The organism is Pseudomonas ceruminis (assembly GCF_021602025.1).
Lineage (GTDB): Bacteria > Pseudomonadota > Gammaproteobacteria > Pseudomonadales > Pseudomonadaceae > Aquipseudomonas > Aquipseudomonas ceruminis.
The window spans coordinates 1-15199 of record NZ_BQHW01000038.1; the positions used below are offsets into that span (position 1 = coordinate 1).

Genomic DNA, 15199 nt, shown 5'->3' on the forward strand with positions numbered 1-15199 from the left:
CAGCACGACGATGCAGGCGAACAGGAAGCCATAGGGGTTTTCAGCCCCCGGAATACCGCCGACGTTGATGCCCAGCAGCCCGGTAATGAAGCTCATGGGCAGGAAAATACAGGTGATGATGCCAAACCGGTACATGGTCCGGTTCATCCGCTCGCTACGCCGCCGGTCTTCGCTTTCCAGCACCAGCGCGGCCCGTTCGCGGGTCAGCTCCAATTCTTCGAGGTAGCGGATCAGGCTGTTGTTGAGTTCGTTCCAGTAGTCGGCGTCGACATCGGCGAACCAGCTCCACTTGCTGCGCGAGAGCTGTGCGTAGATCTCCCGCTGCGGCGCCAGAAAACGCCGAAGGCCAGCAGCCCGACGGCGGATCTGCTGCAAGCTGCCTTGCTCCGGAGTATACCGTTCGTCGGATTCGACCTTTTCCTCTTCCAGGTCGACCAGTTCCGACAGGTCGCTGACCAGCCCTTGCACCTTTTCGGTCAGTAATTCACCCATGAGCAGCAAAAGCGCGGAGGCCGATTTCGGCCCCCTGCCCTCATCCAGTTGCTGAAGAATTTCGTCGCTGGCGCGCAACGGCCGCAAGCGCAGCGAAATGACCCGCCGCGCCTGGGCGAAGATACGCACCGAAACCATGTCTTCGGGCTCAGCACCCGGGTTGAGGTTGACCCCGCGCAAAAACAGCAGCAGCTGTTCCTCGGCCAGCGGCAGCAGGCGCGGACGGGTGTTCTCTTCCAGCAACAAATCACAAGCGAATTCAGTCAGGCCGCTGTGGCGCAGCAGCCAGGTTCGGGTTTGCGGATGACTGCGGTCCCAGTGCAGCCACAGGCTTTCCTGTGGCTGCAACTGCAGGTCGTCCAGCTCAGTCCGGGCGATCGAGCGTGCGCCGCCTTTACCATCGAGCACCAGGGCATGCACCAGCCCCCACTGCGCGTTGTCTTCCTCGAACATCAAAGCTCCATCAGCGCGCGCGGCGCGTCACTCCGGCATCTTCAGCGGGCTTGGCGAGACGATCACGCCGTTGTTGTCGGCATACACGTACTCACCCGGGCGGAAAGTCACCCCGGCGAAGGTCACGACCACGTTCAGGTCACCGATACCACGCTTGTCGGTCTTCATCGGATGGCTGGCCAGTGCCTGCACCCCCACGTTGGTCTGGATCAGCACATCGACGTCACGTACACAGCCATAGATCACCAGGCCTTCCCAGCCATTGCTGGCGGCCTTCTCCGCCAGCATGTCGCCCAGCAGCGCGCGGCGCAGCGAACCGCCACCATCGACCACCAGGACCTTGCCCTTGCCGTCGAGCTCGACCTGCTCCTTGACCAGCGAGTTGTCTTCGAAGCATTTGATGGTGACGATCTGGCCGCCGAATGAATCACGGCCACCGAAGTTGCTGAACATCGGCTCCAGCACCTGGACCAGGTCTGGATAGGCGTCGCACAAGTCGGGCGTTACGTAATGCTGCATGGGAAGCTCCTGTCAGTCACAACGAAAAGCGGGTATCGGCCAAGGCTACACCGGGGAGGCTGTTGCAGTCATCCGGGACTGATCGGTCATAGCTATTTCGTCTGCTCCGAAGACAGGGCCCGCACAGGCAGTAGAACATCAACCGACTGGCACAGGCTCCACCCTCACAATCGATGCATGCACCGGTGCCAGAGGCGCGCGCAACCAGCGCTCTACCAACGGCCACACCTGTACCTGCGCCGCCTTGCTCACCAGCATGTCGACATGCCCGAACGCCTCGAAGCCTTCCTCGCGGCCCAACCTGAGGAACTGCTTGCGTTCCCCGCCCAGTTGCTCGAACAGCTTGCGACAGGCCCACACGGGGTCCTGGAAATCGCCCGCGCCCGCGACTGCCAGCACGGGCACGTCGACGTCCGCCAGGCCAGCCCACCAATCGCTGTCCTTGTCACCAAAGCGGCCAAACAGACCATGCCAGCGCATGCTCTCCAGAGCCAGGCCAATCGGTTCATCTTCAGGCCCGCGCTTGAAGCGTGGCCCGGAAATCTGTCCCCAGCGCTTGAGCAGCAGCTTCGCGCCCCAGGCCACTGGCGGCACCTTCAACGGCCAATACACCCGGCTGACCTGCGTGCCGAAAAACGCGGCACTGGCGACCTGCTCGGCACGCAGAAAACCACCGCCCAGGGCCGCCGCCAGGGTGGTCCCGCCCAACGAATGGCCGACCCAGTGCGGCGCTCGGCCTGACTGCTCTTCAACGAAGGCTGCGATCAACGGCAGGTCATGGCGGGCATAATCGGCAACCCGGTTGTGCCGCCAATTGCGGTTACGCGGTGACAGACCATGGCCGCGCATCTCCGGGATCCACACATCGAAACCCGCCCGTGCCAGGTAGGCGCCCAGGCCAATGCCCTTGGGCGAATACCAAAAGCGCCGGTTGGAGAAACTGCCATGCAGGAGTATGACCGGCACGCCCTGGGCCCGGCCCTGGTCGGCCACACCCAGGCGGGTAACGGCCAGCTCAACGCTAGGGTCAGGGCTGTTGCCAGCCTTGATCCGGTACACGTCTTCGCTGAGGTCGCCGCGGCGCTCGGCACTGAGCAAGGCCACGGGAAATAGATTGCTGCTGCTTTGCATAAGGTTTGGTGCACAAAAAAGGGCGGGATCCATTGCTGGAACTCGCCCTGGAAAAAACCAGGCGCAGGCGCGTCAGGCACGCCTGCGCATTCACTCCATCAGGCCGCGCCCTGACCTTCGGCCAGGAAGAACCAGGTTTCAAGTACCGAGTCCGGGTTCAACGACACGCTCTCGATACCCTGCTCCATCAGCCATTTGGCCAGGTCCGGGTGGTCCGACGGGCCTTGGCCACAGATACCGATGTACTTACCAGCCTTGTTGCACGCCTGAATGGCGTTGGCCAGCAGCTTCTTCACCGCCGGGTTACGCTCATCGAACAGGTGGGCGATGATGCCGGAGTCGCGGTCCAGGCCCAGGGTCAACTGGGTCAGGTCGTTGGAGCCGATGGAGAAGCCGTCGAAGTACTCGAGGAACTCTTCGGCCAGGATGGCGTTGGACGGCAGTTCGCACATCATGATCACGCGCAAGCCGTTGTCGCCACGGGCCAGGCCGTTCTCGGCGAGCAGGTCGATCACCTGGCTGGCTTCGCCCAGGGTGCGCACGAATGGCACCATGATCTCGACGTTGGTCAGGCCCATCTCGTTGCGCACGCGCTTGAGGGCGCGGCACTCAAGCTCGAAGCAGTCGCGGAACGACTCGCTGATGTAGCGCGAGGCACCCCGGAAGCCCAGCATCGGGTTTTCTTCTTCCGGCTCGTACAGCTTGCCGCCGATCAGGTTGGCGTATTCGTTGGACTTGAAGTCCGACAGGCGCACGATGACCTTTTTCGGGTAGAAGGCCGCCGCCAAGGTGCTGATACCCTCGACCAGCTTCTCGACGTAGAACCCAACCGGGTCGTTGTAGCCGGCGATGCGCTTGTCGACGCTTTCTTTCAACTCCGGCGGCAGGCCGGCATAGTTCAGCAGCGCCTTGGGGTGCACGCCGATCATGCGGTTGATGATGAATTCCAGACGCGCCAGGCCGACACCGGCATTGGGCAACTGGGCGAAATCGAAGGCGCGGTCCGGGTTGCCGACGTTCATCATGATCTTGAACGGCAGCTCGGGCATGGCGTCCACCGAGTTCTGGCGGATGTCGAAGCCCAGTTCGCCTTCGAAGATGAAGCCGGTGTCGCCTTCGGCGCACGATACGGTCACACCCTGGCCGTCCTTGAGCAGCTGGGTGGCGTTGCCGCAACCGACCACTGCCGGAATACCCAGCTCACGGGCGATGATCGCCGCGTGGCAGGTACGCCCACCGCGGTTGGTAACGATCGCGCTGGCGCGCTTCATCACCGGTTCCCAGTCCGGGTCGGTCATGTCGGACACCAGCACATCGCCTGGCTGCACCTTGTCCATCTCGGACACGTCGTTGATCACGCGGACCTTGCCAGCACCGATGCGTTGCCCGATGGCACGGCCTTCGACCAGCACGGTACCCTTCTCTTTGAGCAGGTAGCGTTCCATGACGTTGGCGCTGGCACGGCTCTTCACGGTCTCAGGACGAGCCTGAACGATGTACAGCTTGCCGTCGTCACCGTCCTTGGCCCATTCAATGTCCATCGGGCGCTGGTAGTGCTGCTCGATGATCATCGCCTGCTTGGCCAGCTCATTGACTTCGTCATCGCTCAGGCAGAAACGCGCACGCTCGGCACGCTCGACTTCGACGGTCTTGACCGAGCGCCCGGCCTTGGCTTCGTCGCCGTAGACCATCTTGATCGCCTTGCTGCCCAGGTTGCGGCGCAGAATCGCCGGACGACCGGCCTGCAGGGTGCTCTTGTGAACGTAGAATTCGTCAGGGTTGACGGCGCCCTGCACCACGGTTTCGCCCAGGCCGTAGGCGCCGGTGATGAACACTACATCACGGAAGCCCGACTCGGTGTCGAGGGTGAACATCACACCGGCTGTGCCAGTTTCCGAACGGACCATGCGCTGCACGCCCGCCGACAGGGCTACCAGCTTGTGGTCGAAGCCCTGGTGTACGCGGTAGGCGATGGCGCGGTCGTTGAACAGCGAGGCGAACACTTCCTTGGCCGCGCGGATCACGTTGTCGACGCCACGGATGTTGAGGAAGGTTTCCTGCTGGCCGGCGAACGAGGCATCCGGCAGGTCTTCGGCAGTGGCCGAAGACCGCACGGCGACGGCCATGTTCAGGTTGCCCTTGGACATTTCGGCGAACGCCGTACGGATTTCCGAATCCAGACGGGCCGGGAATTCGGCTTCCATGACCCACTGACGGATCTGTGCGCCCGTCTTGGCCAAGGCATTGACGTCATCCACGTTCAGCGCATCGAGTGCGGCGTGGATGCGGTCGTTCAGGCCACTCTGGTCGAGAAAGTCGCGGTACGCCTGAGCCGTAGTGGCAAAGCCGCCCGGTACCGACACACCGGCACCTGCGAGGTTACTGATCATCTCGCCCAGGGATGCGTTCTTGCCCCCCACATGCTCTACATCATGGACGCCGAGCTTATCGAGGGAAACTACGTACTCTACCAAGGTGATCTCTCCACTAACTGTATTGGAAAAGCTCAAGGGCACCCGCCTGCCTTCATTGACTGGGCCGGGCGCTTGTGGCCTGTACCTGGAAAATAAGTGAGAATGCCGACAGCCGCATTCGGCAAACCGAACTTATCATATCCAAGAAACGTCATCAGCTTAAGGCCCAGATCGCAAATGAAACGAACCGCGTTCTTCATCTCCGATGGCACCGGTATCACTGCCGAAACCCTGGGCCAAAGCCTGCTCGCTCAATTCGAAAGCATTCCGTTCAACAAATTCACCCGTCCGTACATCGACACGCCGGACAAGGCGCGGGCCATGGTGCAGCAGATCAATGCCGCCGCCGAACGCGACGGCATGCGTCCGATCATCTTCGACACCATCGTCAATCAGGACATCCGCGAGATCCTGGCGACGTCGAATGGCTTCATGATCGACATCTTTTCGACGTTTTTATCCCCGCTCGAGCAGGAATTGACAGCCCATTCGTCGTATTCCGTCGGCAAATCGCACTCGATCGGCGGCAACTCCAACTACATGGAGCGCATCGAGGCGGTCAACTTCGCCCTGGACAACGACGATGGGGCGCGTACGCACTACTACGACAAGGCCGACCTGATCCTGGTGGGCGTATCGCGCTGCGGCAAGACCCCGACCTGCCTGTACATGGCCATGCAGTTCGGCATCCGCGCCGCCAACTACCCGCTGACCGAAGACGACATGGAGCGCCTGCAACTGCCGGCTGTGCTCAAAAAGCACCACAACAAGCTGTTTGGCCTGACCATCGACCCGGACCGCCTGACCGCCATCCGCCATGAGCGCAAGCCCAACAGCCGCTATTCGAGCTTTGCCCAGTGCGAGTTCGAGGTTCGCGAGGTCGAGAGCCTGTTCCGCCGCGAGAACATCCCCAACATCAATTCGACGCATTTCTCGGTGGAAGAGATCTCAGCGAAGATCCTGGTGGAAAAAGGCGTGGAGCGCAGGTTCAAGTAAACCTGCACTGGCCCTGTCGCCGGCCGGCTGGCTTCCACAGGTACCTTGCCGACGGTAGGCCAGAACAGACATGAACAAGCCCCGGCATCACTGCCGGGGCTTGTTCATTTCACCGAGCGATCAGGAGGGTACCACCGCCGCCTGCCCGCTCATCGCCAGGTCGACCAGCTCGCGGTTGGCCACCGCATACATCGCATAGTCGTTGCCGGTGGCATTGCGCAGGTCGTCGAGCATCGCGCGCCAGCGCTCGACCATCACCCGGTGCTGCTCGGCCCACAGCGCGACGCGCGCGTCCATGTCCTGCGGGGCATCGGCCATCTGCAGGACCGAAATGGTGATTGCCCGCTGCTGCAGGTCGATATCGTCGCGGAACGCCTCGCGGGCCAGGGCCTGCCAGTTGTTCTCCACCGGCAGGTTGCTGATCTCTTGCAGGTACCAGGTTAGGTCCAGCGCGCTGCCCACGGCGAAGAACGCCTTGGCCACCTGAGCCGGTTCGTGCCCGGTCACGTCGGCGGCCTCGATGATCGGCAACAGCGTGTACAGGTGGCTGGTGCCCGCCACCATGCGCGCCAACAACTCCGGCACACCGGCATCGACGAAGCGCTGGTAACGCACCATCCAGCGCTCGCGGGTCGGCCCCTCCAGCAGTTCATCGAGCTTGAGGCCCAACTGCGCGATTTTCGGCCCGAAGTGCGCGGTGTCACGCCCAGCGTCCTGTTCGTTGCGCCGGCTGCGCAGGAACCAGCGGGTGGCGCGGCGGCCCAGGCGCATCAGCTCGTCCATCAGGGTCAACTGCACCTCCGCCGGCACCTGATAGTCCAGTGCCTCGATCTGGCGGAACCAGTGCGGCAGGTGGAAGATGTCGCGCACGATCACATAGGCACCGGCAACATTGGCCGGGCTCATCCCGGTGGACTCCTTCAGGCGCTGGACGAAGGTAATGCCCATGTTGTTGACCAGGTCGTTGGCGATCTGCGTGCTGACAATCTCGCGCTTGAGGCGGTGGCGGCGCATGGCGTCGGCAAACTTGCTGACCAGCGACGGCGGGAAGGCGGTTTCCATGTCCCGGGTCAGGTAGTCGTCATCCGGCACCAGCGATTTGAGCAACTGCTCCTTGAGGTCGATCTTGCTGTAGGAGATCAACACCGACAACTCGGCGCGGGTCAGGCCGTGGCCTGCGGCCAGGCGTTCGGCCAGTTGCTCCTCGGTAGGCAGGAACTCGATAGCGCGGTCGAGTTTGCCGCGGCTCTCGAGGTCGGCCATCAGGCGCTTGTATTCGGCAATCCGCTCGCGGGCGCGGCGAGCCGCCAGCGACAGCGCCTGGGTCTGCTTGTAGTTGTTGCCCAGCACCAGGCCGGCCACTTCATCGGTCATGCTGCCCAGCAGTTGGTTGCGCTGCTTCTCGGTCATGTCACCGCCCTGCACCACTTCGTTCAGCAGGATCTTGATGTTGACCTCGTGGTCGGAGCAGTCCACGCCCCCGGCGTTGTCGATGAAGTCGGTGTTGGTAGCGCCACCGTGCAGGCCGAATTCGACCCGGCCGAGCTGGGTCATGCCCAGGTTGCCACCCTCGCCTACCACCTTGCAGCGCAATTCATTGCCGTTGACCCGCAGCGCGTCGTTGGCCTTGTCACCGACATCGCCGTGGCTTTCGCTGCTGGCTTTGACGTAGGTACCGATACCGCCGTTCCACAGCAGGTCCACCGGTGCCTTGAGCAGCGCATGCAGCAACTCGGTCGGGGTCAGGCGGTCGGCCTCGATGGCGAAACGTTCCTTCATCTGCGGGCTGATGGCGATGCTTTTGGCACTGCGCGGGAAGATCCCGCCGCCTTCGGACATGATGCTGCTGTCGTAGTCGCTCCAGGCTGAACGCGGCAAGTCGAACAGGCGCTTGCGCTCGGCAAAGCTGGTGGCCGGGTCCGGGTTGGGGTCGATGAAGATGTGCAGGTGGTTGAACGCCGCGACCAGTTGCAGCTTGTCAGACATCAACAGGCCGTTACCGAACACGTCACCGGCCATGTCACCGACACCGATCACAGTGATCGGGTCTTGCTGCACATTGATGCCGCGCTCACGGAAGTGGCGCTGCACGCCCACCCAGGCGCCACGGGCCGTGATACCCATCTTCTTGTGGTCATAGCCGGCCGAGCCGCCCGAGGCGAACGCATCGCCCAACCAGAAGCCGTAGTCGATGGCAATACCGTTGGCAATGTCGGAGAACGTGGCGGTGCCCTTGTCGGCGGCCACTACCAGGTACGGGTCATCGTCATCATGGCGTACCACGTTGGCCGGTGGCACCACGCCGCCGTCCTTGAGGTTGTCGGTGATGTCGAGCAGGCCTGAGATGAAGATGCGGTAGCAAGCCACGCCCTCGGCGGCGATCTCGTCGCGGGTGCCACCCAACGGTAGACGCCGGGGCAGGAAGCCGCCTTTGGCGCCGACTGGCACGATCACCGAGTTTTTCACCTGTTGGGCTTTCACCAGGCCGAGCACTTCGGTACGGAAGTCTTCTTCACGGTCTGACCAGCGCAGGCCACCACGGGCGACATTGCCAAAGCGCAGGTGTACACCCTCGACCCGCGGCGAATACACGAATATCTCGAACTTCGGCACCGGCTTGGGCAGCTCGGGGATCAGCTTAGGGTTGAACTTGAAGCTGAAGTACGACTTGTTCTGCCCGTTAGCGTCAGGCTGGTAGAAGTTGGTGCGCAAGGTGGCCTTGATCAGGTCCAGATAGCGGCGCAGGATGCGGTCTTCGTTGAGTACCTGAACATCGTCGAGGGCCGTGAGGATTGCCTGTTCAAGGCGCTGCTGCTTGTCTTCCAGGTCATCGGCGGTGAGCTTGCGCGCCAGGTAGAAGCGGGTCTTGAACAGCCGGGTCAGCTCGCGGGCGATATCGGTGTGGTTGTTCAGGGTGCTGGCGATGTAGCCCAGGTCGAAGCCCAGGCGGATCTGCTTGAGGTAGCGGGCATAGGCGCGCAGCAGCGCCACATCACGCCAGGGCAGGCCGGCGGTAAGCACCAGGCGGTTGAACGCGTCATTCTCAGCGTCGCCCTGGACGATGTGCACGAAGGCATCCTGCAGTACGTCGTTGAGCTGCTGGATATCCAGGCTCAAGCCTTCGCTGTAGGTGAAGGCGAAGTCGTGGATCCAGTACTCACGACCGCTGGCGTGACGCAGGCGATAAGGGAACTCGCCCAGCACGCGCAGGCCGAGGTTTTCCAGAATCGGCAGCACGTCCGACAGCGCCAGCGGGGTGTCGGCATGGTACAGCTTGCAGTGCAGCAGGCGTTCGCCCAGGCGGGTCAGCGGCTGGTAGAAACTCATGGCCAGCGGCTTGCTTTCGGACAACGCCAGCACGTGTTGCAGGTCGACCACCGCCGAGTGTGCGGCAAAACGCTCGCGGTAACCGGCCGGGAAGCCTTTGGGGAAATCGGCGAGGATGTTGGTGCCTTGGGCCTCGCCGAAGTTTTCCACCACCAGGGCCGAGTAATCGTCCTGCCAGGAGCGGCAGGCCTGGATCACTTCGTTTTCCAGTTGTTGCGGGTCGATGTCGATGCGGTTTTTCGGGTCGACCCGCAAAATCAGCTGCACCCGCGCCAGCACCGACTCGGAGAAGAAGGTCCAGAACTCGCAGTCGCTGGCCTTCAGGCGCTCCATCAGCACCTGCTGGATCTTCTGCCGTACCTCGGTGGAGTAGATCTCCCGCGGCACATAGGCCAGGCAGTAGCAGAAGCGCCCGTAGGGGTCCTTGCGCAGGAACACGCGGATCTTGTTGCGTTCCTGAATCTGCACGATCGACATCACCGTGCTGAACAGCTCGTCGATCGGGGTCTGGAACAGGTCATCGCGTGGCAGCACTTCAAGCACCTGCGCCAGCTCCTTGCCCAGGTGCGCCTTGGGGTCGAAGCCCGAGCGACGCTCGACTTCTGCGACCTTGATACGGATGTAAGGGATGGCATGCACGCTTTCGCCATACACCGACGAGGTGTACAGGCCCATGAAACGGTGTTCCTTGACCACCTTGCCGTCGGCGTCCAGCTGGCGGATAGACACATAGTCCGGGTAGGCCGGGCGATGCACGCGGCTGGGCAGCGCCGCCTTGGCGAACGACAGCAGCAGCGGTTCGGCCAAGTAGGCCACGGCATAATCTTCGATGCGCAGTTCTTCAGGCGTCAGCCCTACCCGCAGGCGGCGCGGCAGGCCAAGGAAGGACTGTTCGTCGTAAACCATCTGGCCGCCGTCACTGTCGCCCTGAACGGTGAACTCTTCATAGCCGAGGAAGGTGAAATGGTTGTCCAGCAGCCACTCGAGGAAGGCCTTGACCTCGCCCTTTTCGTGCTGAACCGGAGCAAACGGGGTCTGTTCCACCTGCGCCACGACTTCACGCAGCTTGGCTTTCATCGGCTCGAAATCAGCCACCGCCACGCGGACTTCGGCCAGCACCTGTTCGATCTCGCGGGTGAGCACCGACAGTTCGGCGGCATTGGCACAACGGTCGATTTCCAGGTACATCAGCGACTCATGGCGCACCCCTTCGCCCTGGGTACCCTTGGGCAGCAGCTCGAGCAACTCGCCTTTGGCGCCACGGCGCACGCTCAGCACCGTGGTCTGCAAGGTGTGGATGCTGTAGCCACGGCGGTTGAGTTCGGTACGTACCGAGTCGACCAGAAACGGCAGGTCATGGTGCAGCACCTCGACAACCGTGTGGGTCGACTGCCAGCCATTGCGTTCGTAATCGGGGTTGTACACCCGCACTTGCGGTTGCTCGGGGTCGAAGCGCTCGATGATGCGCCAGGCCGATAGCGTGCAGCCAGCCAGGTCAGAAAGCCTGCGCTGAGTGAGTTCGTCCAGAGAAATGATGCCGAAGAACTGCTCGGCGAACAGTGCCACTTGTGGCAGTGACTGTTCGCTGATGTGCTGCGCCAGGGCCGCTTGCAGTTGGTGCTGGAAGTCGGCTTTGCTGGCTGCGGTGAAAAACGCCATCTGTGGTACTCCGCTTGGGCTTTGTAATAGTTGAAGCGTCGTGTACGCCCGACGATTACGGATCAACGATAGCCAACCCGTGGCAAGCCGGACGGTTAAAACCAGGCGTTGAACGTGAAGGCACGTTCAGGGCTCGCCGAAGCTTAACGACTGATCGGTCATTGCCGCTTGCAGCGCTGCGACAATTTCGGTCAAGGGGCGGTAACTTTACGTTTATGGATGCCCACAACACTGTCAGAATTCCCTTTCATTTCCTTGACCCGAGCCCGCCATGCAAATCCACACCGCCCTGCTCTTCGCCACCCCTTGCGATGACGAGGAAGACAACATGGCGACCCTGTGCTGCCACAGTGACAAGGGGCAGATGTTCCTGCTGACCCGTTACCCGGACGAGGACACTGTCGATTTGACCCTGGACGATGAGCCTTCGACGCTGGATGGCTTGAAAGTGACCTTGAGTGCCCAGCGCTTGCTGATCGAGGTGGCGGCTGGAGACCATGATGCGTTGAAGGGGGACGAGGCGCTGGAGATCGTACTGACGTCGGCGGGCACAGACCTGGACGAGGTCGAGCAGACCTTGCGCAATATTCTGAAAGACACCGGCACCTTCGTCAGCGAGCTTTGAGGCCACGCGAACCCACAACCCCCCTTGAAAATATTGACAGCCCAGCCCCACCACAGGCATTGTCTGACAACCTGACTACTAGGCAACCGCTTCCATGCTAGAGCTCCAGCGCCCCGACACCTTGGTCGAACGGGTTGTCAGCGCCATTCGCGCAGAGATCGATTCCGGCCGCCTGGCCGCCGAATCGCGCCTGCCCACCGAACAGCAACTGGCTGAACAGCTGCATGTCAGCCGCTCGGTGGTGCGCGAAGCGGTAGCGCAGCTCAAGGCCGATGGCGTGCTGATTGCGCGCCGGGGGCTGGGTTCCTATATCTCGCAAACCCCCAGCGGCACGGTATTCCGCTTCCCCGGCAGCAACGGACGCAAGCCGGACCTGACGCAGATGTTCGAGATGCGCCTGTGGATCGAAACCCAGGCCGCGGCCATCGCCGCGCGCCGCCGCGACGCGGCTGACCTGGCAAACATGGCCAAGGCCCTGCAGGAAATGCTCGACAAGCGCAGCGACTTCGCCACCGCCTCGGCTGCCGACGTGGCCTTTCACCGGGCCATCGCCGAAGCCAGCAAAAACGATTACTTCGTGGCGTTCCACGACTTCCTCGGCGGCCAGCTGGCCAGCGCACGGCGCACCGCCTGGGAAAACTCCGCCGCCCACTCGGTGGGCGGTTCGGCCGACGCCAGCCGCGAGCACCAGGCGCTGTACCAGGCCATTGCCGACGGTGATCGCCAGGCCGCCGCAGCCTGTGCTGAAGCCCATCTGCGCGCCTCGGCCAAGCGCCTGAAGATCGACCTCCCCGCCCTCGACTGATCCGGAGCCCTTATGACGCCCGTGAGGGCTTTTTTCACGCGTTACTTAGTCTGACAACCTGATAAGCAGATCCACCGACAAGAACACCAAGGTACCCCTGCATGACCTACGACTACTGCATCATCGGCGGCGGCATCGTCGGCCTCGCCACCGCGATGGCCCTGCTCCAGCAGCGCCCGGGCGCGTCATTGCTGATCCTGGAAAAGGAAGCCAGCCTCGGCCGCCACCAGACCGGCCACAACAGCGGCGTGATCCATGCGGGCATCTATTACGCCCCCGGCAGCCTCAAGGCCGACCTGTGCAAACGCGGCGCCCAGGCAACCAAGGATTTCTGCAGCGAACACGGCATTGCCTTCGATGTCTGCGGCAAACTGCTGGTGGCCTCCAACCCGCTGGAGATGCAGCGCATGCAGGCGCTGTACGCTCGCTCGCAGCAGAACGGCCTGAAAGTCGAGCAGCTCGATGCCCATGAGCTCAAGCGCCGCGAACCGAACATCGCCGGCCTCGGTGCCCTGTTCGTCGACGCCACCGGCATCGTCGATTACAAACAGGTGTGCGACGCCATGGCCAAGGTCATCGAACAGGCTGGCGGCGAAGTGCGCCTGTCCACTACTGTGCGGGCCATTCGCGAGCTTGGCGAGCACGTTGAAGTGCGCGACGACAGCCAGACCTGGCGCGCCCGCCAACTGGTCGCCTGCGCCGGCCTGCAGTCCGACCGCCTGGCGCGCCTGGCCGGGGTCAAGATCGACCACCAGATCATCCCTTTCCGCGGTGAGTACTACCGCCTGCCAGCCAGCAAGAACCAGATCGTCAACCACCTGATTTACCCGATCCCCGACCCGGAGCTGCCGTTCCTCGGTGTGCACCTGACGCGGATGATCGACGGCAGCGTTACCGTCGGCCCCAACGCGGTGCTGGGCCTCGGTCGGGAGAATTACCGCAAGTTTGCGGTGAACTGGCGCGATGTCGCTGAATACGCACGCTTCCCCGGCTTCTGGAAAACCATCTGGAACAACCTGGGCTCCGGTACCGCCGAGATGAAGAACTCGCTGTTCAAGCGCGGCTACCTGGAACAGTGCCGCAAGTATTGCCCGTCGCTGCAAGTCGAAGACCTGCTGCCCTATGAAGCAGGCATCCGCGCCCAGGCCGTGATGCGCGACGGCACCCTGGTCCACGATTTCCTGTTCGCCGAGACCCCGCGCATGGTGCATGTCTGCAATGCCCCGTCACCGGCTGCCACCTCGGCCATCCCCATCGGCCAGATGATCGCCGAAAAGATCCTCAAGGCCCGCTGAACCCTGCTGCACACCCAACTACAAAGACAATAAGGAACATCAGATGTCGGTACACGAGGCGGCCCTGGCCGCGAGCGAAACCCCGCAACAGCAACGCAAGCGCCTGCGCAAGGTGGCGGCGGCGACCATCTTCGGCTCGATGCTGGAGTGGTATGACTTCTACCTCTACGCGACCATGGCAGCGATCGTGTTCTCGAAGATCTTCTTCGATGCCAGCAACCCGGCAGTCGCCTCGCTGCTGGCGTTCTCCACGTTCGCCATCGGCTTCATCGCACGCCCGTTCGGCGGCATCCTGTTCGGCTACCTGGGCGACCGCTTCGGGCGCAAGCATGTCCTGGTGATCACGTTCTGCATGATGGGTGTGTGCACCGCGCTGATCGGCCTGATCCCGAGTTATGCCTCGATCGGCATCTGGGCACCGATCCTGCTGGTGGCGATCCGCATCATCCAGGGGCTCGGTGCAGGTGCAGAGCTGTCCGGCGCAGCCGTCACCTCCTACGAACACGCGAGCGAAGGCAAACGCGGCAGCCAGGGGGCCTGGCCGGCACTGGGGCTCAACCTGGGCTTGCTGCTGTCGTCGCTGACCGTGTACCTGCTGACCATGAACGGCAATGAATTCCTGCTGGCCGGTGGCTGGCGCATTCCGTTCATCGCCAGTATCGCCCTGGTGGCCATCGGTTTGTGGGTGCGCAAGAGCATTCCCGAAACCCCTGATTTCAAGGAACTGGACAAGGCCGACGACAAGCCACAGGTGTCGCCGCTGAAACTGCTGTTCAAGAATGACCTCAAGGGCTTGGCCGTGGTGTTCTTCGTGGCCATTGGCTACAACGCCCTGAGCTATATCTTCAAAACCTTCTCGCTGGCCTACCTGACCCAGTTCAAGGGTGTCGAGGCGCATGTCACCTCGCTGTCGGTGACCATTGCCAGTCTGGTAGCGATCTTTGCCGTACCCTTCTTCGGCTGGCTGTGCGACCGCTGGAGCAGCAAGACCGTGCTGGTGTGCGGTGGGGTGCTCTCGGCCTTGTTCGCCTACCCGTTCCTGCTGTTGCTGAGCAGCGGTGAGCCAACCCTGATCTATGTGGCCATTGCTATCGGCACCGGCATCCTCGCACCGATGATGTTCGCGCCGCAGGGCTCGTTCCTCAGCCGCCAGTTCCCAACCCAGACGCGCTCTTCGGGCTTTGGTACCGGCCGTGAGATTGGCACGGCGGTGGCCGGTGGCCTGGCGCCGCTGGGCGGCCTGGCCCTGGTGGCCAACTCGGCGACCCACTCCACCGATGGTGTGGCGTTGATCCTGGCGATCGCCGGGGTTTTGGTGGTGGTGTTTGCCCTGTGTGACCAGGGGCGCAAGCATTCAAGCTCGAAAAACTGACCGACTGAGGCCTTACCACCCTGTCTTCGTGGGCCACGCCTGCGAAAAGGG

At 62.5% G+C, this 15199-nt stretch carries 10 protein-coding genes; 5 read left to right on the forward strand and 5 right to left on the reverse strand.

Annotated elements, in window-relative coordinates; translation table 11 throughout:
• The 4 genes from L6D80_RS27485 to ppsA all read right to left on the reverse strand — a co-directional run.
• Positions 1 to 945, reverse strand: a 945-nt coding sequence (locus tag L6D80_RS27485; protein ID WP_236183085.1) for a zinc transporter ZntB, incomplete at its 3' end; no start/stop codon positions are given.
• A gap of 27 nt (positions 946 to 972) precedes the next feature.
• Positions 973 to 1464: a ribonuclease E activity regulator RraA gene (gene rraA, locus L6D80_RS27490; protein WP_054902335.1), complete on the reverse strand. Its 492-nt coding sequence runs from the start codon at positions 1462 to 1464 to the stop codon at positions 973 to 975.
• Between the two features lie 138 nt (positions 1465 to 1602).
• Positions 1603 to 2628: an alpha/beta fold hydrolase gene (locus tag L6D80_RS27495; RefSeq protein WP_176514658.1), complete on the reverse strand. Its 1026-nt coding sequence runs from the start codon at positions 2626 to 2628 to the stop codon at positions 1603 to 1605.
• Positions 2629 to 2693: 65 nt separating this feature from the next.
• Entirely contained in the window at positions 2694 to 5069 is a 2376-nt protein-coding gene (gene ppsA / locus L6D80_RS27500; RefSeq protein WP_176514656.1) for a phosphoenolpyruvate synthase, read from the reverse strand.
• A 177-nt stretch (positions 5070 to 5246) separates the two neighbouring features.
• On the opposite strand from ppsA, the gene ppsR reads away from it, so the two are divergent.
• Positions 5247 to 6065 carry a posphoenolpyruvate synthetase regulatory kinase/phosphorylase PpsR gene (gene ppsR, locus L6D80_RS27505; protein ID WP_054902338.1) on the forward strand — a complete coding sequence of 273 codons (819 nt, stop codon included), beginning with the start codon at positions 5247 to 5249 and terminating at the stop codon, positions 6063 to 6065.
• Between the two features lie 120 nt (positions 6066 to 6185).
• Here the strand turns inward: ppsR and L6D80_RS27510 are convergent, their stop codons facing one another.
• Positions 6186 to 11051, reverse strand: coding sequence for an NAD-glutamate dehydrogenase (locus L6D80_RS27510; RefSeq protein ID WP_176514654.1), 4866 nt, complete (start codon positions 11049 to 11051; stop codon positions 6186 to 6188).
• 271 nt (positions 11052 to 11322) lie between these two features.
• Between L6D80_RS27510 and L6D80_RS27515 the strand changes: the two genes are divergently transcribed.
• The 4 genes from L6D80_RS27515 (at position 11323) to L6D80_RS27530 (ending at position 15148) form a co-directional block, all read left to right on the forward strand.
• Positions 11323 to 11676 (forward strand): hypothetical protein, encoded by a 354-nt coding sequence (locus L6D80_RS27515; RefSeq protein WP_176514652.1) that lies wholly within the window; start codon positions 11323 to 11325, stop codon positions 11674 to 11676.
• A 94-nt stretch (positions 11677 to 11770) separates the two neighbouring features.
• Complete coding sequence (locus L6D80_RS27520) at positions 11771 to 12481, forward strand: FadR/GntR family transcriptional regulator (protein ID WP_054902341.1); 711 nt, start codon at positions 11771 to 11773, stop codon at positions 12479 to 12481.
• A 101-nt stretch (positions 12482 to 12582) separates the two neighbouring features.
• On the forward strand, positions 12583 to 13776 hold the full coding sequence (gene lhgO / locus L6D80_RS27525; protein WP_176514650.1) for an L-2-hydroxyglutarate oxidase: 1194 nt from the start codon (positions 12583 to 12585) through the stop codon (positions 13774 to 13776).
• Between the two features lie 43 nt (positions 13777 to 13819).
• Positions 13820 to 15148 carry an MFS transporter gene (locus L6D80_RS27530; protein WP_176514648.1) on the forward strand — a complete coding sequence of 443 codons (1329 nt, stop codon included), beginning with the start codon at positions 13820 to 13822 and terminating at the stop codon, positions 15146 to 15148.
• The last annotated feature ends 51 nt before the right edge of the window (positions 15149 to 15199 follow it).